This is a genomic window from Burkholderia sp. JPY481 (assembly GCF_038900515.1).
Lineage (GTDB): Bacteria > Pseudomonadota > Gammaproteobacteria > Burkholderiales > Burkholderiaceae > Paraburkholderia > Paraburkholderia youngii.
Genome location: NZ_JAYMRT010000033.1, coordinates 15,626 through 36,635, shown reverse-complemented (window position 1 = coordinate 36,635; position 21,010 = coordinate 15,626). Strand labels below are relative to the sequence as shown.

17 protein-coding genes and 1 pseudogene are annotated in these 21,010 nt (G+C 61.6%); 8 read left to right on the top strand and 10 right to left on the bottom strand.

Annotated elements, in window-relative coordinates:
• The 5 genes from VSR82_RS36605 to VSR82_RS36585 form a co-directional block, all read right to left on the bottom strand.
• Positions 1-195 (bottom strand): hypothetical protein, encoded by a 195-nt coding sequence (locus tag VSR82_RS36605; protein WP_013094038.1) that lies wholly within the window; start codon positions 193-195, stop codon positions 1-3.
• Positions 192-1,145 carry a carbohydrate ABC transporter permease gene (locus tag VSR82_RS36600; protein WP_429456766.1) on the bottom strand — a complete coding sequence of 318 codons (954 nt, stop codon included), beginning with the start codon at positions 1,143-1,145 and terminating at the stop codon, positions 192-194. Before VSR82_RS36600 ends, VSR82_RS36605 begins: the two co-directional genes overlap by 4 nt.
• Entirely contained in the window at positions 1,142-2,098 is a 957-nt protein-coding gene (locus tag VSR82_RS36595; protein ID WP_368582071.1) for a carbohydrate ABC transporter permease, read from the bottom strand. Before VSR82_RS36595 ends, VSR82_RS36600 begins: the two co-directional genes overlap by 4 nt.
• Before the next feature lie 72 nt (positions 2,099-2,170).
• On the bottom strand, positions 2,171-3,502 hold the full coding sequence (locus tag VSR82_RS36590; protein ID WP_152767291.1) for an ABC transporter substrate-binding protein: 1,332 nt from the start codon (positions 3,500-3,502) through the stop codon (positions 2,171-2,173).
• A 115-nt stretch (positions 3,503-3,617) separates the two neighbouring features.
• Complete coding sequence (locus VSR82_RS36585; protein WP_498858601.1) at positions 3,618-4,637, bottom strand: LacI family DNA-binding transcriptional regulator; 1,020 nt, start codon at positions 4,635-4,637, stop codon at positions 3,618-3,620.
• A gap of 177 nt (positions 4,638-4,814) precedes the next feature.
• Here VSR82_RS36585 and VSR82_RS36580 point away from each other — a divergent pair.
• Positions 4,815-5,123: pseudogene (locus VSR82_RS36580) on the top strand (cell division protein); the annotation flags it as partial.
• A gap of 360 nt (positions 5,124-5,483) precedes the next feature.
• Here the strand turns inward: VSR82_RS36580 and VSR82_RS36575 are convergent.
• The 5 genes from VSR82_RS36575 to VSR82_RS36555 all read right to left on the bottom strand — a co-directional run bounded on the left by VSR82_RS36575 (position 5,484) and on the right by VSR82_RS36555 (position 11,846).
• Positions 5,484-6,731: an OmpP1/FadL family transporter gene (locus tag VSR82_RS36575; RefSeq protein ID WP_368582069.1), complete on the bottom strand. Its 1,248-nt coding sequence runs from the start codon at positions 6,729-6,731 to the stop codon at positions 5,484-5,486.
• Positions 6,732-7,178: 447 nt separating this feature from the next.
• Positions 7,179-8,108 carry a D-2-hydroxyacid dehydrogenase gene (locus VSR82_RS36570; RefSeq protein WP_429456771.1) on the bottom strand — a complete coding sequence of 310 codons (930 nt, stop codon included), beginning with the start codon at positions 8,106-8,108 and terminating at the stop codon, positions 7,179-7,181.
• Positions 8,109-8,125: 17 nt separating this feature from the next.
• On the bottom strand, positions 8,126-8,902 hold the full coding sequence (locus VSR82_RS36565) for a GntR family transcriptional regulator (protein ID WP_498858600.1): 777 nt from the start codon (positions 8,900-8,902) through the stop codon (positions 8,126-8,128).
• Entirely contained in the window at positions 8,869-10,740 is a 1,872-nt protein-coding gene (locus VSR82_RS36560) for a TRAP transporter large permease (RefSeq protein ID WP_498858602.1), read from the bottom strand. The genes VSR82_RS36565 and VSR82_RS36560 overlap by 34 nt, the downstream gene beginning before the upstream one ends.
• A gap of 77 nt (positions 10,741-10,817) precedes the next feature.
• On the bottom strand, positions 10,818-11,846 hold the full coding sequence (locus VSR82_RS36555; protein ID WP_368582065.1) for a TRAP transporter substrate-binding protein: 1,029 nt from the start codon (positions 11,844-11,846) through the stop codon (positions 10,818-10,820).
• Between the two features lie 245 nt (positions 11,847-12,091).
• Here VSR82_RS36555 and VSR82_RS36550 point away from each other — a divergent pair, with 245 nt between their 5' ends.
• From VSR82_RS36550 to VSR82_RS36520, 7 genes are read left to right on the top strand one after another with little or no spacing between them, the layout of a single operon-like run.
• Positions 12,092-13,573, top strand: a complete 1,482-nt coding sequence (locus VSR82_RS36550) for an NAD-dependent succinate-semialdehyde dehydrogenase (RefSeq protein WP_498858599.1) — start codon at positions 12,092-12,094, stop codon at positions 13,571-13,573.
• A gap of 12 nt (positions 13,574-13,585) precedes the next feature.
• Positions 13,586-14,410 (top strand): HpcH/HpaI aldolase family protein, encoded by an 825-nt coding sequence (locus tag VSR82_RS36545; protein ID WP_429456776.1) that lies wholly within the window; start codon positions 13,586-13,588, stop codon positions 14,408-14,410.
• A 20-nt stretch (positions 14,411-14,430) separates the two neighbouring features.
• Positions 14,431-15,612, top strand: coding sequence for an acyl-CoA dehydrogenase family protein (locus VSR82_RS36540; RefSeq protein WP_429456778.1), 1,182 nt, complete (start codon positions 14,431-14,433; stop codon positions 15,610-15,612).
• Between the two features lie 12 nt (positions 15,613-15,624).
• Positions 15,625-17,403 (top strand): FAD-binding protein, encoded by a 1,779-nt coding sequence (locus tag VSR82_RS36535; protein ID WP_429456781.1) that lies wholly within the window; start codon positions 15,625-15,627, stop codon positions 17,401-17,403.
• On the top strand, positions 17,396-18,619 hold the full coding sequence (locus tag VSR82_RS36530; protein WP_429456783.1) for a CaiB/BaiF CoA transferase family protein: 1,224 nt from the start codon (positions 17,396-17,398) through the stop codon (positions 18,617-18,619). Before VSR82_RS36535 ends, VSR82_RS36530 begins: the two co-directional genes overlap by 8 nt.
• Entirely contained in the window at positions 18,616-20,256 is a 1,641-nt protein-coding gene (locus tag VSR82_RS36525) for a GMC family oxidoreductase (RefSeq protein ID WP_410850420.1), read from the top strand. The genes VSR82_RS36530 and VSR82_RS36525 overlap by 4 nt, the downstream gene beginning before the upstream one ends.
• The gene (locus tag VSR82_RS36520; protein ID WP_429456785.1) at positions 20,253-21,002 is read left to right on the top strand and encodes an electron transfer flavoprotein subunit beta/FixA family protein; all 750 of its coding nucleotides are present in this window, start codon (positions 20,253-20,255) and stop codon (positions 21,000-21,002) included. Before VSR82_RS36525 ends, VSR82_RS36520 begins: the two co-directional genes overlap by 4 nt.
• The last annotated feature ends 8 nt before the right edge of the window (positions 21,003-21,010 follow it).

Here is a 21,010-nt window from a genome sequence, read left to right as displayed (position 1 = left end):
TCACTCCGGGAAGTGACTGGTGACGACGAAAGCCAGCGCGCCCACCAGAATCACGGGAAACGACCAGGTGTAGAGATCGACCGTGAATGGCTGGACGAGCATCGCAATGCCGAGGCCGATAAGCACGGTCGATGCGCCCTCACAGTAACGCCGTCGGAACAGGCGGCGGCGCGGCATGGCAGGTTGGGCTTTCATTTGCGCACTGCTCCAAAGGTGATCCCGCGCAACAGATGCTTGCGCAGTACGACAGTAAAGATCAGGATGGGCAGAACGAACAGCGTCGTGGCGGCCGCGACGGCCGGCCAGTCCTGTCCGCCTTCGCCGATGATGAACGGAATGAACGGCGGCATCGTCTGTGCATCGCCGCTCGTCAGCAGCAATGCGAACGCGTACTCGTTCCATGCAAAGATCAGACAGAAAATGGCCGTCGCGGCAATGCCCGTGATCGCCTGGGGCAGCACGACCTTGACGAAAGCCTGCAACCGCGTATATCCGTCGACGAGGGCTGCTTCCTCATATTCGCGCGGGATTTCGTCCATGAATCCTTTGAGCAGCCACACCGCGAGCGACACGTTCACAGCCGTATAGAGCACGATCATGCCGAGGTAGCTATCGGAGAGGCCGAGAGCGCGATACATCAGAAAGATGGGAATCGCGACGGCGATGGGCGGCATCATCCGCGTCGACAGAATGAAGAACAGCAAGTCGTCGGCAAGCGGGATCCTGAAACGCGAGAACGCATAGGCTGCGAGCGTGCCGAGAAAAACCGCAAGGAAGGTCGAGCCGAAGCCAATCACGAGCGAATTGACGAAGCGCGGCAAGACCTTCGACGGCCCCGCAATCACCATATTGCGCTTGCGCACATCGCGGTCATACCAGGTTTGAGCGGCTGGCAAGCTCGCGATGAACTCGGGCGTCTGCCGCGAGCGGATGGTGAACAGATTCACATAGCCCTCCATCGACGGGTGGAAAACCACGACGGGCGGATAGGCAACCGCGTCTTCCTGCGTCTTGAAGCTCGTCAGGATGATCCATACGATCGGCAGGGCCGCAATCAGTGCGTAGGCGATAACGATGAAGGCGGCGAACGTCTTGCTGCGCGGCGATGCCGCCACCACCGACTGTTGAAGCGCAAGGTCTGTCATCGCTGTTTCACCCGGTTGAGTGCCTTCACATAGATATTCGCCGCGCCGAAGACCACCACGAACAGGATGATCGCCAGTGCGGACGAGTACCCCGTCTGCCACTTCTCGAACGCAGCGCGCTTGAGCGTGATCGACACAGTTTCCGTTACGGAGCCCGGGCCGCCTGATGTCAGCAGGTTCACCATGTCGAACATCTTGAAGTTCTCGATACCGCGAAAGAGGATCGCAAGCATCAGGAACGGCAGGGTCATCGGCAAGGTGATCGACCAGAATTGCCGCCACGGCGAAGCACGGTCCACTTCGGCCGCTTCGTAGATGTAGTCCGGAATCGAACGCAATCCCGCGAGACAGATCAGCATCACGTACGGCGTCCACATCCACGTATCGACCATCACGATGGTCCACGGCGCGAGCGGCACGTCGCCGATCATCTGAAACGAGTTTGGCGCAATGCCCGTGAAAAAGCTGACGATGTCGTTGAAAAGTCCCGTTTGCGGTTGCAGCAGGAAGGTCCAGAAGTTGCCGACCACAGCGGGCGAAAGCATCATCGGCAGCAGAATCAGCGTGGTCCAGAAGCTATGGCCGCGGAACTGCCGGTTGATCAGCAGCGCGAGCCCGAAACCGAGGAGCACTTCGAGCCCGACCGACCAGAACACGAAGCGCGCCGTCACCTGCATGGCGTACCAGATGTCTTCGTCGGTGAGTATGTCCGTGTAATTGTCGATGCCGACATTGCGCGCAGGCACGCTCGGCATGTTCGACTTGAAGTTCGTGAACGACAACCGCAATGCCCAGATCAACGGAAAGATGTTGATGGCGAGCAGCAGCACGATAGTCGGAAGAATGAACAGCCACGCGATAGTCCGGTCCGACAGCCCGCGCAGGCGCGCGGCAGCGCGCGTCTGCGCTTTCGTCTGCAACCCTTCCGGAGGAAAAGGCTTGTTTGCCAACATGCCTGACTCCTTGTTGTCGCTGACCGACAAGATTGATCGGCTTGCCGGTCCGCGTGTTCATGTGCAATAACGCTAGTTCTTCCCTTCAGCCTTGAAGACCTTGTTCCAGTCCTTGACGAGCAGATCGAGCGCTTCCTTCGAGGTGCCTTTATCGGCAACCACATAGTCGTGCACGCGCTTTTGCATGTCGAGCAGCAGCTCGGCATACGCGGGCTCGGCCCAGAAGTCTTTGACGATCGCCATCGACTTCAGGAATGCAGGCGCAAATGGCGCGCTCTTCGGAAAGTCCGGCGCATCTACCACTGACTTCGCAGCCGAGTAGCCGCCGAGTTGCCACCACTTCTTCTGCACATCGGGCTGCGCAAACCACTTGATGTATTCGAGCGCGTCAGCCTTGTGGTCTGAGTACGACACGACGGAAATGCCTTGCCCGCCGAGCTGTGTGAACTGTTTCGTTTCTTTGGGATTGACGAAGAAGCCGATCTTGTCGCCGCCGACATTCGGGTCCTTGTACAGTCCGGGGAAGAAGGCAAACCAGTTCATCTGCATCGCGACCTGGCCAGACTTGAACGCGTCGAGCCCTTCCTGCATATAGGCGTTCGTCATGCCCGGGGCCGTGCAACATTTGTAAAGCGCCTTGTAGAATTCGAGCCCCTTGATGGCGCCTGGTGAATTCACGAAGCCGTCCAGGCGATAAGGCTTCTTCGGGTCCTCGTATTCAAAGCCAAAGTTATAGAGCATGTTGGTCGCGCCCATCGTGATCCCTTCCGAACCGCGCTCTGTGAAGATATACACGCCATACACGGTTTTGCCGTCGATCTTTCGGCCCTGAAAGAACTCGGCTGTCTGCTTGAGCTCATCCATCGTAGTGGGCGGTTCGAGTTCGCGCTTGTACTTCTGTTTGAACTCCGCGCGCAGTTCGGGCCTTGCAAACCAGTCCTTGCGATACGTCCAGCCGACGGCGTCCGCCATTGCGGGCAGCGCCCAATAATTCGGCGTGTTCTTTGGCCATTCCGAGTAGCCGACGACGGTCGCCGGCACGAAATCGTTCATCGAAATCTTGTTCTTGTCGAAGAAGTCATTAAGCTTCACGTAGTGCCCATTGACCGCGGCACCGCCAATCCACTGACTATCTCCGATGATGAGGTCGCAAAGTTTTCCGTGCGAATTGAGTTCATTGATAAAGCGGTCCGCGTAGCTCGTCCACGGCACGAACTCGAATTTCATCGCAATGCCGGTTTTCGCCGTAAAGTCTTTCGACAATTCGACGAGTGCATTGGCGGGGTCCCATGCGGCCCAACATAACGTCAACTGCTTGCCCTGCGCGTGCGCCGCCGATCCGAAGCTCAGCCCCAGTGACGCCAGCAGCGCCGCGATTACCCTTGCTGTCGTAAGACGTAACATGTCTCTTCTCCTTGTCTCCGTCGGGTCTCCAACCTGATGACAGACAGCGCCCATGCGCCGGACGCTGTATTTAGAGCACTGGCAGACTCAGCGAGCCGTCCGCGTGTCGCGAGCTTCAGGCATGCGCATTCTCACGAAGATAAATACGGGTTTCGGGCGTCGGAATGGCGAGCACGCCGCGCACGTCGTTCAGTAAATTGATGGCGGCGAGCCCCGCGCAATGGACGATGCCGCGCACATCCTGATCGAGGATGACGTCGATCGCCCGCTCCGACAGTTGCGCCCGAGTGTCGGCCGTGCACTCGTGGCCGATCAGCACGACGCGCGTCTTGTCACCCGATTCCTGCAGCGTCGACGCGATGCCGGAAATGCCGCCGCCCGTCACATACACGCCGACCAGATCCGGATGTCCCGCCATCAGTCCTTGCACAGCAAGACCGGCGCTGTCGTCGTCCTCGGCGAAATCGGGCTCCGTGAGCCAGCGCAGGTTGCGAAAGTCCTCTTCAAGCACCTGGGAAAAACCCGTGCGACGCTCGAGCTGATCGTGCAGACGCGACGACGCCGACAACACGGCGACCGTGCCGATGCGCGAACCGACGAAGCGGCCCATCAGCAGCCCCGCCGTTCGTCCGGCAATGCGGTTATCGACACCCACGTACGCCGCGCGCGCACTCGACGGCAAATCCGAGAAGACCGTGACGGCGGGCACGTTGGCATCCGTCAAGTCCTGAATCATCCGCTCGACCCAGGGGTAATCGAGCGGCACGAGCACGAGCGCGTCGTAGTCGATCAGTTGCTGCCCGAGTGAGATTGCGTCGCGCTGGCTGGACAGGTCGCAACGGTAAAACGAGGGGACAAGGCGATGCTCGCGAAAAAAGCTGGCCGACAGTGCGATATCGCGCTCGACCTGATCGAGAAAGCGGGAGTTGATTTGCGGCAAGACGAAGGCGACCCGGAATGACGTGGCTTTCGCAGGCCGGCCGCGACTCGCGCGATCGTCACGCAAAGTGGCCAGTGCGAGATGCACGCGCTCGGCTGTTTCGGGGCGAACCCCTTGATCGTCGCGCAGCACACGATCGACCGTGGCGACGCTCACGCCAGCACGACGCGCAATCATCATACGTGTTGCCGGCATGGGTCTCCTCCGGTGCCAGGCGAAGAATCATTTTGTTAACCAAAGATAGTTTTTCACACGCGAAATGCAAGCTTTTTTGACGCGTTAAATGCGTCAAACCGGACGGTCGCCGAACGCGCTTACCGAAGACGAGCGCAAGCGCATCGCGGTGCATGAGGCGGGTCACGGTCTGGCCGCCGCGCTGCGTCGGATTTGCAGGAGGCCTCGCGTATCGGCCTCGATATGGTGTCGAAGTTCGGCTTCAACACCGATGGGGATCTGTTCAGTCTCGCGGCGCTGCCGTCGCAGTACGCGGGCCTGCAAATGAAGAGCGCAAACGAGCATGCGAACGTGCTGCCCAGGGAACTCAACGAGCTTGGCTACGGCTTGCTGCAAGCGTACGAGCCGGTACTGCGCGACATTTCAGACCCGGTGCTAGAGCACGAGACCGTACTTGGGGATACAGTCTATCGGCTCATCGCCGAGCACAAGAGCACCGTTACCGTCGCGACATTAAATTTGTCACAACGCGGCGGACGACCGACCTGTGCCAACTGGATGGAGCTGAGAAGCGGCCGCGTCAAACTCCGTTTGTCACACGGTGCGAACTGCCGGTGTCGGACCCGTCTTGGAGATTCGCCCTTTCATGTCGAAACGGCTCGATCTGGATGAACTTCGGTCATTGAGCCGCCGAAACAGACTGCCGTCGAATGCAAACTCATTGTCGGCGCGGATATCATGATTTCCCCAGCAAGGCGCCGCTCATGCGCCGTTAGCGAGAGCCGCGCCGAAGCAAGTCGCGGGCTGCAACCGGCCGCGCAAACCAGCACCGGCTCGCGGGCGCGCCGGCGCCCGCAATGGCGAGGCTCAGAATTGCTTGCCGAGCGAGACGCCCACCACGTCTTCGGACAGGTGAACATTCGCATTGCCTCCACCGAAGGCTGCGGGAATCGAGTTGTCGCCGTTCACCGTGTTCTTGAACGCATGTCCATAGAAGAGGCCGAATGATGTTTTCGCATCGGGCTTCCACGTGGCGCCCAAGGTCGCCTGATCCTGCACAACACCCGGTGCGAGGATATTCAGGAATGTTTCCGTGCTAGCCACCGGCTGGCTCGAATGACTGTAGCCTGCGCGGAGCGTGAGATGGCTCGATACATCATAGCTCGTGCCGATCTTGATCACGTTCGTATTGCGCCAGCCAAAGCCTGGGCCGTCGGACGATCCCAACGCATTGCCTGCAAACAGGTTGGCGAGCGGATTCGCGATCGAATTCACGTTGCCATACATAATGCGCTGAAAGTCGGCCGCCACCGTCCATGCCGGCGTAACCTTCCAGGAAAACCCGACACCGTAGTTCTCCGGGATGTCGAATGAGCCGCCGTCCGCGAAGAGACCTTTGTATTTGTCGAAACGGCCATGAATCTTCGATGCCCACGTCACGCCGACGGTCAGTGTCGGCGTAATCTCCCCGGTATAGCCAAGATGCACGCCAACCCCGACCGAAGTGTCGGCACCCTGATCGGTTACGTTGCCGGGCGCGACCGACATGCCAGTGAACGGCTGCAGCCCGCTTGCCGTAAAGCGTTGAAACGCGACGTTCAGGCCGATGCCGAACGCGTGCCGGTCGAGCAGTTTGTAAGCAATTGTCGGCGAGAGGAACATCTGTTCGAGATCCACGCCTGCTGACCCCGTGGCACCGAACGCTTGATAGGGATTATGGGCGTAGCCGGTGTCGAGCCCCCCGTTCGCGTACAGTGCAAGGCCCGCATACACGTTCGGCAGAAACTGATATGTAACGCCGAATTCGGGCAGCACGAAGATCGAGCGATTGTTGCCGTCGTAGTCGCCGTTAGCACCGTAACGGTTGCCGGACACGTTGGCGCCACGATCTGGCAGGAAGAGACTGATGCCGCCATCGATGCGGTTACCAACGAAGGCAATACCTGCGGGATTGGCCGCAGCGGCAAGGGCGTCCTGCGGAAAGCCGATGCCGACGCCGGCCATGCCCTGTGATGCGACGCCGTAGCCGTTGGAAAAATAGCCGTTGGTGGCCCATGCAAAGGTTGGTGCTGCCGCGACGACAGCAATGAGCGCGCGAGTGGCTTGTAGCTTCATTGTTTCCCCGAATAATATTTGGAATAGTCAGGGAGACGGAGTGTATTGATTCGATCTCGCGCCTCAAACCAAGTTTTTCACATAAGCACTAGGTTAAAAACATATAAAGTTTCTCTGCCGATGAGTTTTTCGATTCTTGCATTGACCTTCGGACCATGCAGGCTTCAGCGGAGAAAGCATGCGCCCTACTCAAGGGCTCGCCAATCCTGCAAGAGACATGGTATTCACACCAAAGGCGACGAATTCGGTGGCGGAGGCTGGCGGCTCCATCTCCGAACTCACCATGCGGCTAACGCGCAGCCGATTCACAACACTCGACCGGTTCCCGCTGATTCGCAGCACTCAAATCCATAGAGGCTCATCGCCGGGTTCTGCCGCAGCTGCTTATTGCAATGTTGCTGTCAGGGAGCTTGAAACGGCGCAACACTATCTCGTCGAATTTCGCTCTCAGCGCCGCGCGTAATGCTGTTCGATGCCGTGCGCGAGCTGTGTAACGAGTCGCTGCATCGCCACCTGAGTCCGCCATGCGACATGTGGAGTCACAATCAGATCCGTGCGCGCGCTGGTCAACAGCGGATGACCGATCGCTGGCGGCTCCTGCTCGAGGACGTCGAGCGCGGCGTTCGCGATCAGCTTGCGGTCGAGCGCCTCGATCAGCGCCCCCTCGTCGACGATGCCGCCGCGCGCGGCGTTCACGAGCGACGCGCTGCGCTTCATTCGCTCGAATTCGGCGAGACCGAAGAGATGTCGCGTTTCATCGGTAAGCGGGCAGTGCAGGCTGATTACATCCGCCTCGCGCAGCACCTCGGCGAATGCAGCGTAGCCTTCGCGCACCGCCCTGGCGTGCTTGCGTTCGGCGAAGAGCACACGCATGCCGAACGCGCCGGCCAGTTCGGCGAGTCGCTTTCCACCGTGACCGGCACCGACGATGCCGAGCGTCGACCCGTGCAGATCCGCGATCGGATGCAGTTCAGCGTAAAAAGTGGGTGACCCGCTCCAGCCTCCAGCATAGACGTCCTTCCAGTAAGGAATCAGGTTGCGGCGCAGCGCGAGCATTAGTGCGAACGCGTGCTCCGGCACGGAGATCGTCGAATAGCCCGGACATGCGACTACTTCGATGCTCCGTTGGCGGCATGCTTCCATATCCAGATGATTAACGCCCGCGGCCGGCACGCCGATCAGTTCCAGTTTCGGCAACTGCTCGAGCACTTCGCCCGACAGTGGAACCTTGTTGGTCACGACGATCTGCGCATCGCGGCAACGCTCCAGCACATGTTCCGGCGCCGTAGATGGATATTCGACCCAGCGATGCGAAAACGGAAAATCGGGTAGATCGGCCGACAGCGTCGCGCGGTCCAGAAAGACGATGGTTTTCAACAGGCTGCTCCACTTCATTAACGTTCGGACGTGCTCGTGGACACGGTGTCGAGCATGCGTTTCTTGCCCGTCTGCACGTGATTCTCGAAAGCCTCCGCAGCCGCGTCGGCTTGGCCCGCGCGCAGCGCCTCGAAAAGCTCGCGGTGTTCTTTCGCGGAACGCTGCATCTGCGTGAACGAATACACGCCTTTGTGAATATAGAGCGTCAGTTCATCTGCGACAGCCTGGTTGATCGTGATCAGCCGCGGATTCTTGGTCGCTGCCATGAGTTGACGGTGGAACTCGGTGTTCAGAGTCTGATACAGAGGGCTGTTGCGCTCGGCTACGGCGGAGTCCATCTTGTCAACGAGAAGGCTCAGCGACTGCTCCTCGTCGGTGGTCAGACGCAGAGCGGCGAGACGTCCCGCCGTGCGTGCGAGCCCTGCTCGAATCTCATAGAGATCCATCGCCTCTTCGAGCGACAGCCGCCGTACTTCGGCGCCCCGATTGGGGACGATTCGCACGAGCCCCGCCTGTTCGAGCGAGCGCAGGGCCTCGCGCGCCGAATTGCGGCCGACGCCGATCTGGTTTGCGAGCGCCTGCTCATTCACACGTTCGCCGGGGCGCAAGTCCCCCCGCTGGATCATGGCGCGCACCTGTTCGCGAATGTCGTCGAGCTTCGACGCGATTACCTCGGGCGCGCGCGCGTTCCCCTTGCCGTTCGGTTCACTGTTAAACGCGTTTTTCATGTTGATTGCCCTTTCTGTGTCATTCGATACCATTATTTTGCTTGCAGAAAACCCGTCGATACCCACGGAACCAGCACTATCACGATGAGGGCCACCGCCAAAGCCCCCAGATACGGCCAAACGCGGCGCATCGCGGTGGACGGGTCGACCTTGCTGACCGCGCACGCCGCATAAAAGCCAAGGCCAAGCGGGGGGGCGAACAGGCCCAGTCCCATCGCGAACACCACGACCATTGCGTAGTGCACGTCCGCGATGCCCATCGCACGCGCGATCGGGAACAGGAGCGGCCCGAACAGTACGATTGCCGGAATTCCTTCCAGAAAGCTGCCGAGCATCACGAACGTAATCGCGGAGATCGCCAGGAAGCCGAGCTTGCCCCCAGGCGCAGCCATCATCAACTTGGCGAGTTGCGCGGAGAAGCCTGACTGCGTGAGCGCCCATCCCATCGCGGTTGCACACCCGATGATGATCAGAATCGCGCCAGACAGCGACGCCGCTTCCACCAGAATAGGATAGAGCCGGCTCCAGTCGAAACGGCGATACAGTAGCAAACCCACCACACAGGTGTAAGCCACGCCGATTGTCGCCACCTCCGTCGCGGTCGCGATGCCTTCCACCACGGCCGCGCGGATCACGAAGGGCAGCGCGAGCGCAGGCAGCGAAATCAGGAATGCGCGGCCGACCTGGGCCCGGGAGGCCCGTTGCACGCCTTGCAGGATTTCCCCGCGGCTTCTGAACCAGACGACTGCCGCGAGTGCTACCGCGCCGACCACGGCCGGCATGAAGCCGCCTGTGAACAGCGCGGCAATCGAAACGCCGGTTACCGACCCAATCGTGATCAGCACGAGGCTGGGCGGAATGGTTTCCGACATGGCCGCCGCCGAACTGAGCATTGCGACGAGGTCGCCTTCATTCGCGCCGCGCTTTTTCATTTCCGGGAACAGGCCCGGCGCGAGCGCAGCCATGTCCGCCACCTTCGAGCCGGAGATGCCGGAGACGAGGTACATGGCGCCGATCAGCACATAGGCGAGGCCGCCACGCTTGTGCCCGATCAGCGAAGCGAGGAAACGGATCATCGCTTCGGCAAGCCCCATCGCTTCCATGAGCGCGCCGAGCAGGATGAACAGCGGGACGGCGAGCAGGATCAGGCTGGACATCCCCTGATTCATGGTGCTCACGACGATCGTCAACGGTGCGCCGGTGACGGTTGCGAGATAAGCAAACGTGCACACCCCGAAGGCGACCATGATCGGCACACCGAGACAGATGATCGTGACTACGCCGACGGCGAAAAAAAGGATCATGCTGACCGCGGTCAGTGGCGCGAGCGCTTGCCGTGCGAAATAGAGCGCAATTGCGACCCCGGCCACCAGCGCGAACGCCTTCACGCAATCGCGCAGTGACGAGCGCTCGAGCAACCGCGTAACGGCGAGCACGAGCATCAGCACAGCCGCCACGGGAATCGCGGCTGCGGGGATGGCATTCGGCAGATCGAGCGCCGGCGTGCTGATGATCCATTCGTTCATCGCCCAGTCGGTTGCCGGCCGCACCAGCAGCAGCACGAAGGTCATCACGATGAAATTTCCAAGCGTTTCCGCAAACGCGCGGTTTTGCGGGGACATTCTGGCAACCAACATCGTCAGCCGCAGATGTTCGCCGCGCCGCAACGCCACCACTGCGCCCAGCATCGACAGCCAGATGAACAGGATCGACGCGAGTTCGTCTCCCCAGATCAATGGATCCTGCAGCACGTAGCGGCAGAAAACGTTGGTGAGCAGCAGCACCACTTCGGCCACTAGCAGCAGCGCAGCGGGCACTTCGGTGATCCACTTGATGGCCAGTTCCAGTGCGCTGCCGACGCGCACGACCTTCGATGCCGCATGTCGTTGCTTCGGCGCGCCCATGTCGTGGGCGAACACCTGCTCGGGATGAACTCGGGAAGTCATGACTCGTTCTCCAGAAACTCTTCGGTGGTCCGTGCTCATGCGAGCTTCTGCGTGTACTTCTCGAGCAACGCCCAAGCTTCATCGCCGTACTTCTTGCGCCACTGGTCGTAGAAACCGGCCTTTTGCAGCGAGGCGCGGAATGGCTGGATGTCGGGCTTGTTGAACGCCATGCCGTGTGACTGCAACTTCCCGATCAGCGATGTGCTCAGTGCGGCGACGTCCGCGCGTTCAGCCACTGCGGCCGCATTCAGGTGTTTCGCCACGATCGTCTGCAAGTCAGGCGGCAGCTTGCCCCACGACCGCGCGTTGCCGAGAAACCAGAAGCCGTCCCAGATATGGCCGGTCAACGAGCAGAACTTCTGGACTTCATAGAAGCGTCCGGTTTCGATCAGCGCGAGGGGGTTTTCTTCTGCATCAACGACCTTGGTTTGCAGCGCCGAATACGCCTCGCTGAAGTTGATGCTGGTGGGCGAGGCGTCGAGCGCCTTGAACATCGAGGTCCAAAGGGGACTGACCGGCACGCGAATCTTTAAGCCTTTAAGGTCGGCCGGGCTTTGCACCGGCTTGACCGAGCTCGTGAGATGGCGAAAGCCGTTGTCCCACGGTTTCTCCATCGCGACGAGCCCGACCTTCGAGATCGCCGTGCGGATGTGGCTCCCGAGCTCGCCGTCCATTGCTGCCCATACCTGGTTGTAATCCTTGAACGCGAAGCCGATGCCGTTGATCGCCGAGACTGGCACGAGCGTCGACAGCACCACGCCACCTTGGGTCAGGAAGTCGATGGCGCCCGATCGAACCTGCGACAGCATGTCGGTATCCGTGCCCATCTGACCGTTCGGGAAAATCTGCAACTCGACACGGCCGCCAGATTCCTTCTGGATGGCGTCCGCGGCTTCTTTCGCGCGAACGTTGAGCGGATGGGACAGCGCGAGGTTGTTCGCGTACTTCAGCTTGAACTGCGCGCTCTGCGCCCGAGTGAGCGACGGCAAGGCGCCAGTCCCCATCGCCGCCACCGTGGCGGCCCCGAGCGTTTGAAGAAAGGTACGACGGGAATACGAACTCATTTTCGTCTCGCTCCATGGAAAGCAAATGGTGGATGACGCATTCGGCGGCGCCGGTGGCGTTCTTCTTGTGAACCTCGGTTACTGAAAGTGCATGCGATGAATCATATTTCGCTGACACAAACTCTAAAAGTGTTGACACTTAGATGTCAAGATGTTGATATAAGAAAAAGAGTGCATGCAAAGGAGTCCCCGGGAAAGCACCTACAAAGCCGCGAACATCCGCGATACCTGTCAGGAGGAAGCAAATGGAATTAGAGGCGCACTACCGCGAGCACGGCTTGCTGCTCGGAGGCCGCTGGCAAGCCGCGACGGCTGACAACTGCCAGCTTTCGATCAATCCGGCGACGGAACAGCGGCTGGGCTATCTGCCGCTGGCCACGCAGGCACAGGTCACCGAGGCCATCGACGCCGCGTCCGACGCCTCAGCCGCAATGCGCAAGCTCACGCCGTGGGAGCGCTCAGCGCTGCTGCGCCGGGCTGCGGCGATCGTCCGCGAACGCGTGCCGCAGCTCGCGCGAATCGTCGCGCTCGAAACAGGCAAGCCGATCGCACAGGCCAGCGGGGAAGCGAATGCTTCCGCTGAGTCGATCGACTGGTTCGCCGATGAAGCGCGCCGGGTGTTCGGTATGTCTTACGAAAGTCGCGTCAAGGGCGGACGGTATCTGGTGCATTACGAGCCGCTCGGGGTGGTCGCCGCTTTTACGCCGTGGAATTTTCCGCTGCTACTGCTGGCCCGCAAGATCGGCCCGGCGCTGGCTGCCGGCAACGCGGTCGTGATCCGGCCGTCGAACGAAGCGGCCGGGGCGACGATGGCACTGGTGCGCTGTTTCGTCGATGCCGGGTTTCCCGAGGGCGCGGTCAATCTGGTGATCGGCAAAGCCGACTCAATTACGCCGACGATCATGGCCGACCCGCGCGTGGCGAAGATCAGCTTCACCGGCTCGGTGCCTGTCGGCCGTCAGATCGTCGAAATGTCCGCGAAGACCCTCAAAAAGGTCACGATGGAACTTGGCGGCCATGCGCCCGTGATCGTGCATCGCGACGCCGACATCGGCGCCTTTGCGCACCTCGCGTCACTCGGCAAGTTCCGCAATGCGGGCCAGGCCTGTGCGTCGCCGACACGTTTTTACATCCACGAATCGATCTTCGACAAGACCGTGAAGGCGCTGGTCGAGCGCTCCAAAGCGCTTCGCGTCGGCGATCCGTTGCAGCAGGACACCGATCTCGGTCCGCTAACCACGTCGAAGCGTCGCGACGCGATCGAACGTCTGGTCGATGAAGCCGTGAGTGAAGGCGCCAGCGTGCTATGCGGTGGCCGGCGCCCCTCGCAATTCGGTCGCGGCTGGTTCTACGAGCCGACGCTCGTCGCCAACCCCGCTTCGCACATCGGCCTGATGAACGACGAGCCGTTCGGCCCGGTCGGGACCCTCACCCCGTTCGCGACGATGGACGAGGTCATCACCGAGGCGAACCGGCTGCCGTTCGCGCTCGCGGCGTATGTCTTCACGCGCTCGATGCGCAACACGCTGGAAACCACGGAGCGCTTGCAGGCCGGCGTGGTCGGCGTGAACACGTTCGTGGCGTCGACGGCGGAGACGCCATTCGGCGGCAGCAAGGACAGCGGGTTCGGACGCGAAGGCGGACCGAACGCGATCCGCGACTACATGGACACCAAATTCATCAACCTCGAACTGGCGAACGACGAGCCGCTCGACGGCACCGCCTGAATGGAATCCCTCATGAGAACCATCAAGAATCACGCGAAAGCGCAACTCGCCGCGGGTGAACTGGCACTCGGCATGGGGCTGCGCCAGGCCCGCACCGTCGACATCGCGCAGATCGCGCAGACGGCGGGCTTCGACTGGCTGTTCATCGATATGGAACACAATTCGATGGACGTCGACACGGCCGCACAGATTTGCGCCGCCGCTCTGGTGGGCGGTGTGACGCCGATCATCCGCGTGCCGGGGCACGAGCCGTTCCACGCCACTCGACTGCTCGATACCGGCGCGATGGGCATCGTGGTGCCGCACGTGAGTACGCCCGAACAGGCCGCGCGGATCGCCGATATGTGCCGCTTCCCGCCTGCCGGCGGGCGGTCGATCCCCGGCATGTTGCCGCAGGTCGGCTTCCAGGCTCTGCCGATCGCCGATGTGGTTCGCGCGATCAACGAAGAGGTGCTGGTCGTGGCGATGATCGAGACCCGCGAAGGGCTCGAGAACGTCGACGCGATCGCGGCGGTGCCCGGCATCGACGTGCTGCTGGTCGGCGCGACCGATCTTGCGGCGGATCTCGGCATCACTGGACAACTCGGCCATATGCGTGTAGCGGCCGCCGTCGACGCGGTGTGCGCCGCATGTCACCGGCACGGCAAGGTGCCGGGCGTCGGCGGGGTGTACGACGAGGCACTGATGACCGCCTACGTGCAAAAAGGCGCGCGTTTCATTCTCAGCGGCTCGGATCTTGCGTTCCTGATGACGGGGGCGAAGTCGCGTTCGGAGATGTTGCGTGCAATCCCGCTCGGCCACGCCGAACAAGACATGGCTCAACGCAAGGCGTCCTGATCGGACGAGGAGGAGACAGAGTGAATCCCGAATACGCAAGCAATCTGGTCAACCGGCGCGACCTGAAACCGTATCTGAATGCCGATCAATTCGAATTTCGAGATTCGGTGAATCGGGTGCTGACGCGCCATGCATCGCCGGAATACGTTCGTCAGTGCGACGAAGAGAAGCGCTTCCCACAGGAACTCGTGAAGATGGCCGCCGAACAGGGCTGGTTCGGCATCACGCTGCCCGAAGCGTACGGCGGCGTCGGCGGCTATCTCGACATGGCCGCTTATCTGGAGGTCGTCGCGTATCACACCATCGCGCTCGCGCGCTTCTGGAATGCCAACGTGAACATGGTGGGCGGCGCGCTGGCGCGCTTCGCTCCGGACGACATCAAGGCCGTGGTGTTGCCGAAGCTAGCCGAAGGGCGTGCCTTTCTTGCCTTCGCATTGAGCGAAAACGGCTCCGGCTCGGATGCCGCCTCACTGACGACGCGCGGCGTGGCCGACGGAAACGACTTCATTCTCGACGGCACCAAGATGTGGATTTCCGGCGCGCTGCAGGCCGACTACATTCTGACCGCGGTGCGCACCAATCCGGAAGCGAAGAAGCACGACGGGATCAGCCTCTTCCTCGTACCGAAGGAATCCAGGGGACTGACCATAAATCCGATCGATTTGCTCGGCGGCCACGCTATCCGGACCTGCGAAGTGGTGTACGACGGGGTGCGTGTCCCGAATGAAATGATCGTGGGCGGCCTGCACGTGGGTTGGAAGAAGCTCACCACGGTGCTGTCGAAGGAGCGCATCGCGTTGTCGGCGATGTGCGTGGGCGGCGCACAGGCGGCGATCGATCTTGCGCGCTGGTATGCGAACGACCGCAAACAGTTCGGACAGTCGATCATCGATTTCCAGGCCGTGTCGCATCTGCTCGCCGATATGCAGACGCGCGTGGATGCCGCTCGCCTGATGGCGTTTCGGGCGGCGAAGCTGCTCGACGAAGGCGACAGCTGCGACGTGGAGTCGTCGCAGGCGAAGTACTTCGCGTCGGACACGTACGTGCAGGTCGCGACCGACGGCATCCAGATCATGGGTGCCAATGGCTACTCCGCCGAATACGCGATGCAGCGTCATTACCGCGAAGCCAAGATGTTCCAGATCTTCGGCGGCACCAATCAAATTCAGCGCAACATCGTGGCGCGCGCGCTCAAATCGTAAGCGGAGACAGACGTGACGGCAGTTCGGACATTGGAGAAATTCGGCTTTAGCGTCGACTACGCGCAAGCCGACGTAGTGGTGGTCGGCGGTGGCGGCGCGGCGTCGCGTGCTGCCGTGTCGGCGGCACAGGCGGGTGCGAAGGTCCTCATGCTGGCCAAGGCGCCGGTCGGACAGGGTGGCAGCACGGTGCACGGCGCTAGCGAAATCATGAGCATGGGGGCATCCGGCTACGGCAGTCCCGACGATAGCGCAACCGTGCACTACGAAGACACGATGCGTCCGGCAGCCGCCTTCATCGACCGCGACCTGGTGCGCGTTCTGGCGGAGGACGCACCGAAGCGCATCGCAGACCTGATCGAACTCGGCGTGCCGTTCGACCGCGTCGCTGATGGCTATAAGCTCATCCGCAGCGACTTCGGCAGCTATGCGCGCGCGCTAGGCGTGAAGGGCAAAACCGGCAAGGCCTTCGTGGGCGCGCTTGCCGAGCAAGGCAGAAAGCTCGGTGTCGAGACCCGTCAGCCGGCGGCGTTGATCGACCTTGTGCGCGATTCGACAGGGCGCGTGAGCGGCGTGGTTGCGATGGACCTCGATTCGCGGCGGCTGCTGGTGGTCTCGGCGGGGGCCGTCGTGCTTGGCACGGGCGGCGCGCACGGTCTGTTCTCGCAGCAGGTGTCGACAGCGGAGATGACTGGCGACGGCCAGGCGATTTGCTTCCGCCACGGCGCGGAACTCGTGAACATGGAGTTCCATCAGTTCGGGCCGGCGATGGTGCACCCTTACGTGCAACTCTTCAGCAAGTCGTGCTTCATCCTGCGTCCAAAGATGCTCAATCGCGACGGTCACGAATTCCTCCCGGACTATCTGCCGACGGGCGTGACGCCCGAGGCTGCGATGGACGAGAAAGTGTTCCCGTTCACGATCTCGAACGAGTCGCGCTATATCGATATCGCGATCGCAACGGAAATCGCGCAGGGCAGGGGCACGGAACGCGGCGCGGTGCATTTCTCTTTCGCCGACATCGCCGAGGAACGGTTGGCGGCCACCATTCCGAACACCCTGCGCTGGATGCGCGCCAAGGGACTCGATCCGAAGCGTGATCTGCTCGACGTCGGGATTGCTTTTCAATGCCTGAATGGCGGTGTCCGGATGACCAACACCGACGCGATGTCGACCATCGAGGGGCTCTTCGTTATCGGCGAACTCGCGGGCGGCGTGCGCGGTCCGGATCGTCCGGGCGGCAACTCGCTTGCAGAAGGTCAGGTTTTCGGTCATCGCGCAGGCGTGGGTGCGGCCGCATTCGCACGCGGCAGCGCGGCGCCCGGCACGTCCGATGTGGCGCCGCTTGCACGGCGTCTCGAAACGGCGCTGAAGCCGAATGCGTCGTTCGACGCTCGACGTATCGCCTCCGATCTGCGTGCAGCGATGCAGGCGCATTGCCTCGTCGAGAAGACGGAAAGCGGTCTGAACATCGCGTTAGCGGCCGCTCGCGAGGCGCGCGCGGAGTTTGCCGCAGGGGGCGGGGCCAGGCCGCCGCAGGTGATCGATGCGTTGACGATCGACAACATGGCGACGACTGCCGACGTGATCGTGCAGGCGTGCATCGAGCGGCGCGAGTCGCGCAGCAGCCACTATCGCACCGACTATCCCGAGCGCGACGACGCCCGTTTCGGTCATGCATTGACCATCACGCGCGGTGAGGCCGACCCGTTCCACCTCGCCTTCGACGTGCTCGACTACCCCCGTGCCGAACTCACGGACGCATCGCATTCCCAGGTGGCAAATCATGGATAAGAAGCAAGTCGGCCCGTTGTCGGGCTACCGCATTCTCGATCTCACCGTCATGACCGCGGGTCCGGTCGGTACAGTGCTGCTTGCCGACCTCGGCGCGGACGTGATCAAGGTTGAGGAACCGAAGGCCGGTGACCTCTCGCGCAATCTCGGTAATCAATTCGTCGAAGGCGAAAGCGTGCAGTTCCTGTCGCAGAACCGTAACAAGCGCAGCATCCGCCTCGACCTGAAGTCGCCGAAAGGACGCGATGCATTTCTACGCATGGCGAAGCAGGCGGATGTCGTCGTCGAAAACTTCCGGCCGGGCACGGTGGATCGGCTCGGCATCGGCTACGAGGCCGTGAAAGCGCGCAATCCGATGATCGTCTATGCAAGCGTGTCGGCGTTCGGACAAAGCGGTCCTTACGCCGCTTGGCCCGCGAACGATCCGATCGTGCAGGCCGTGGCGGGTCTCATGGACATGACGGGCGAAGCCGGCGGCAATCCGGTTCGGCTCGGGGCGCCGTTGCCGGACTTTGGCGCGGCTGCGCTGCTCGCGTTCGGCATCTCTGCGGCGCTGTTGCATCGCGAACGGCATGGCGAGGGTCAGCGCATCGATACGTCGCTGCTGTCGGCTGCGCTTTTCAGCACCATCCCGCGCGACGGCGAGACGCTGAGAAGCGGCAAAGCGCCGGAGCGCCTCGGCAGCGGCCATCCGACGATGGTGCCGTATCGCAACTATCAGGGGTCCAATGGCCGCTATTTCTTCGCGGCCTGCTTCACCGAAAAATTCTGGCAGAACCTTTGCCGGGCGTTGGGCCGCGAAGATTTGCTGAGCGATGAACGCTTTGTCGGCAACACCGCGCGGACTGCGAATCGGCATGCGCTCGACGTGATCCTCGAACAGCAGTTTCTGCTGCACACCGCCGAATACTGGGTGGCGCATCTGAGTGCCGCGGACGTGCCATGCGCGATCGTGCAGGACTATCACACCGCGTTGACGCAGGACCCGCAGATCGCGCATAACCACTCGGTCGTCGAGATCGAACATCCGCTTGCGGGCAGGGTAACGAACATCGCGAGTCCGGTGAATTTTCACGGCAGCCCGGTGGCTTACCGCCGTGCGCCGCCTACGCTCGGACAACATACGGCTGAAGTACTTGCCGAGTTCGGTTTCGCCGAGGAGGAGATCGCAGCACTCGAAGGTCGTGAACCGGCCGCTGTCGGAGAGAAGTCATGAAATCGTACACAACGGACTACGTGATCGTCGGCGCGGGGACGGCGGGTTGCGTGCTCGCAAACCGTCTAACCGAAGACCCGAACGTCAAAGTGATTCTTGTCGAAGCCGGCGAGCGCGATCGTCACCCGTTCATCCACGTACCGGCCGGCTTCGTGCGATTGCTCGATCATCCAACCGTGACATGGCGCTATCGCACGCGGGCCGACGCCGAGACCAGCGGCCGTGCAATCCTGTTTCCGCGTGGACGCGGACTCGGCGGGTCCAGCGCGATCAACGGCCTGCTTTATGTGCGCCCGTTTGCGGAGGATATCGATAGCTGGGAGCAGTCGGGCGCCAAGGGCTGGACCTTCGGCAACTGTCTGCCGTTCTACCGCCGCTCCGAAACGTGGACCGAGGGCAACAGTCCTCAACGCGGCAAGGATGGTCCGATCCAGGTCAGCCGGGTGGAGGATCCGCCGGAGATCTGTGGTGCGGTCGTGCAAGCGGCCCAAAAAGCCGGTCTCGAGTTTGTAGATGATCCAAACAGCGATACGCGCGGTCCGTCGATCTGGTACTACCAGCAAACGCGCGACGGACGTCGCCGCTCCAGCGCAGCGCGCGGTTATCTGCGGCCCGCAATGGCGCGGCCGAATCTCACGGTGGTGACCGGCGTCCAGGTGTCTGGGCTCGAAATGAACGGCAAGCACGTGAGCGGCATCAATGCGACGACGACCGCAGGCGTTTCGATGCAGTTTCGCGCGACCCGCGAGGTCATTCTTAGCGCCGGCGTGATCGGCACGCCCAGGCTGCTCGAAATGAGTGGCATCGGCGATAAGGACGTGCTCGACAACGCGGGCATTCGAACACGCATCGCGTTACCGGGCGTCGGCAACAATTTGCAGGATCACTATGTAGTCCGGCTCGGCTATCGGGTACGGGGTGCAGGTACCGCGAACGAGCGCTCGCACGGACTCGCGCTCGCGCGCGAGATGATGCGCTACGTCGTGTCGGGGACCGGCGTACTGACCTATAGCGCGGCGATCGTCGGCGGCTTTGCGCAGACGCGGCTCGCAACGCGGCCCGACGTGCAGTTCGTGATCGCACCAGGCAGCTTCGTCGAGGGACGGATCGGAGTGCTGGAGTCGGAGCCCGGCGTCTCCTGCGGGGTCTGGCAGATGCGCCCGGAAAGCCGTGGGCACGTGCACATCACCAGCAGCGAGATCACGGCAGCGCCGACGATCGCACCGTCATACTTGAGCAGCGAACTGGACCGCAACACGATGGTGGAAGGACTCAAGATCGGCCGCCGGATCTTCGCGCAGCCCGAGGTCGCCCGCTATATCGTCGACGAAACCGTACCAGGCCGTCAGGCGGACACTGATGAGGCGTTACTGCAATACGTGCGTGACAATGGCTCGACTGTGTATCACGCGGTTGGCACGTGCCGGATGGGAGAGGACGAAATGAGCGTCGTCGATTCCGAAATGCGGGTGCGCGGAACGACCGGCCTGCGCATCGTCGACGGCTCGGTGATGCCGTCGATAACCTCGACCAACACCAATGCGACGGTGCTCATGCTGGCCGAGCGCGCAGCTGACATGATCCGTTCGCCGATGACTGCGCGCACGGCTTCGGCATATTCGAAGGAGACGGTATGAAAGTGCTGGTAGGTGTAAAGCGAGTGGTCGACTACAACGTGAAGGTCCGGATCAAGTCGGACGGCACGGGTGTCGACATTGCAAACGTGAAGATGTCGATGAATCCGTTCGACGAAATCGCGGTTGAGGAAGCGGTGCGGTTAAAGGAAGCCGGCGTGGTTAGCGAGGTGGTGGCGGTTTCTTGCGGTGTTGCTCAGGCGCAGGAGACGCTGCGTACGGCGTTGGCGATAGGCGCGGATCGTGCTGTGTTGATCGAGTCATCCGAAGACCTGCAGCCTCTCGCCGTTGCCAAACTGCTCAAGGCGCTGGTCGACAAGGAACAGCCTTCGTTGGTATTGCTGGGCAAGCAGGCCATCGACGACGACTCGAACCAGACCGGGCAGATGCTCGCCGCTTTGGCTGACCTTCCGCAAGCGACGTTCGCTTCGAAGGTCGTTGTGGCTGACGGGAAGGCGACCGTGTCGCGCGAACTGGACGGCGGAGCTGAAACGCTGTCGCTGACGCTTCCCGCCGTGGTCACAACTGATCTACGCCTGAACGAGCCGCGCTACGTGACATTGCCGAACATCATGAAGGCGAAGAAAAAGCCGCTGCAAACGATCAGGCCCGAAGACCTCGGCGTCGATGTCACGCCGCGTCTTAAAACACTGAAAGTCGCCGAGCCGCCCACGCGTTCCGCCGGGGTGACAGTGCCGGACGTAAAGACGCTGGTCGAGAAGCTGAAGACCGAAGCGAAGGTGCTTTAGATAGAACG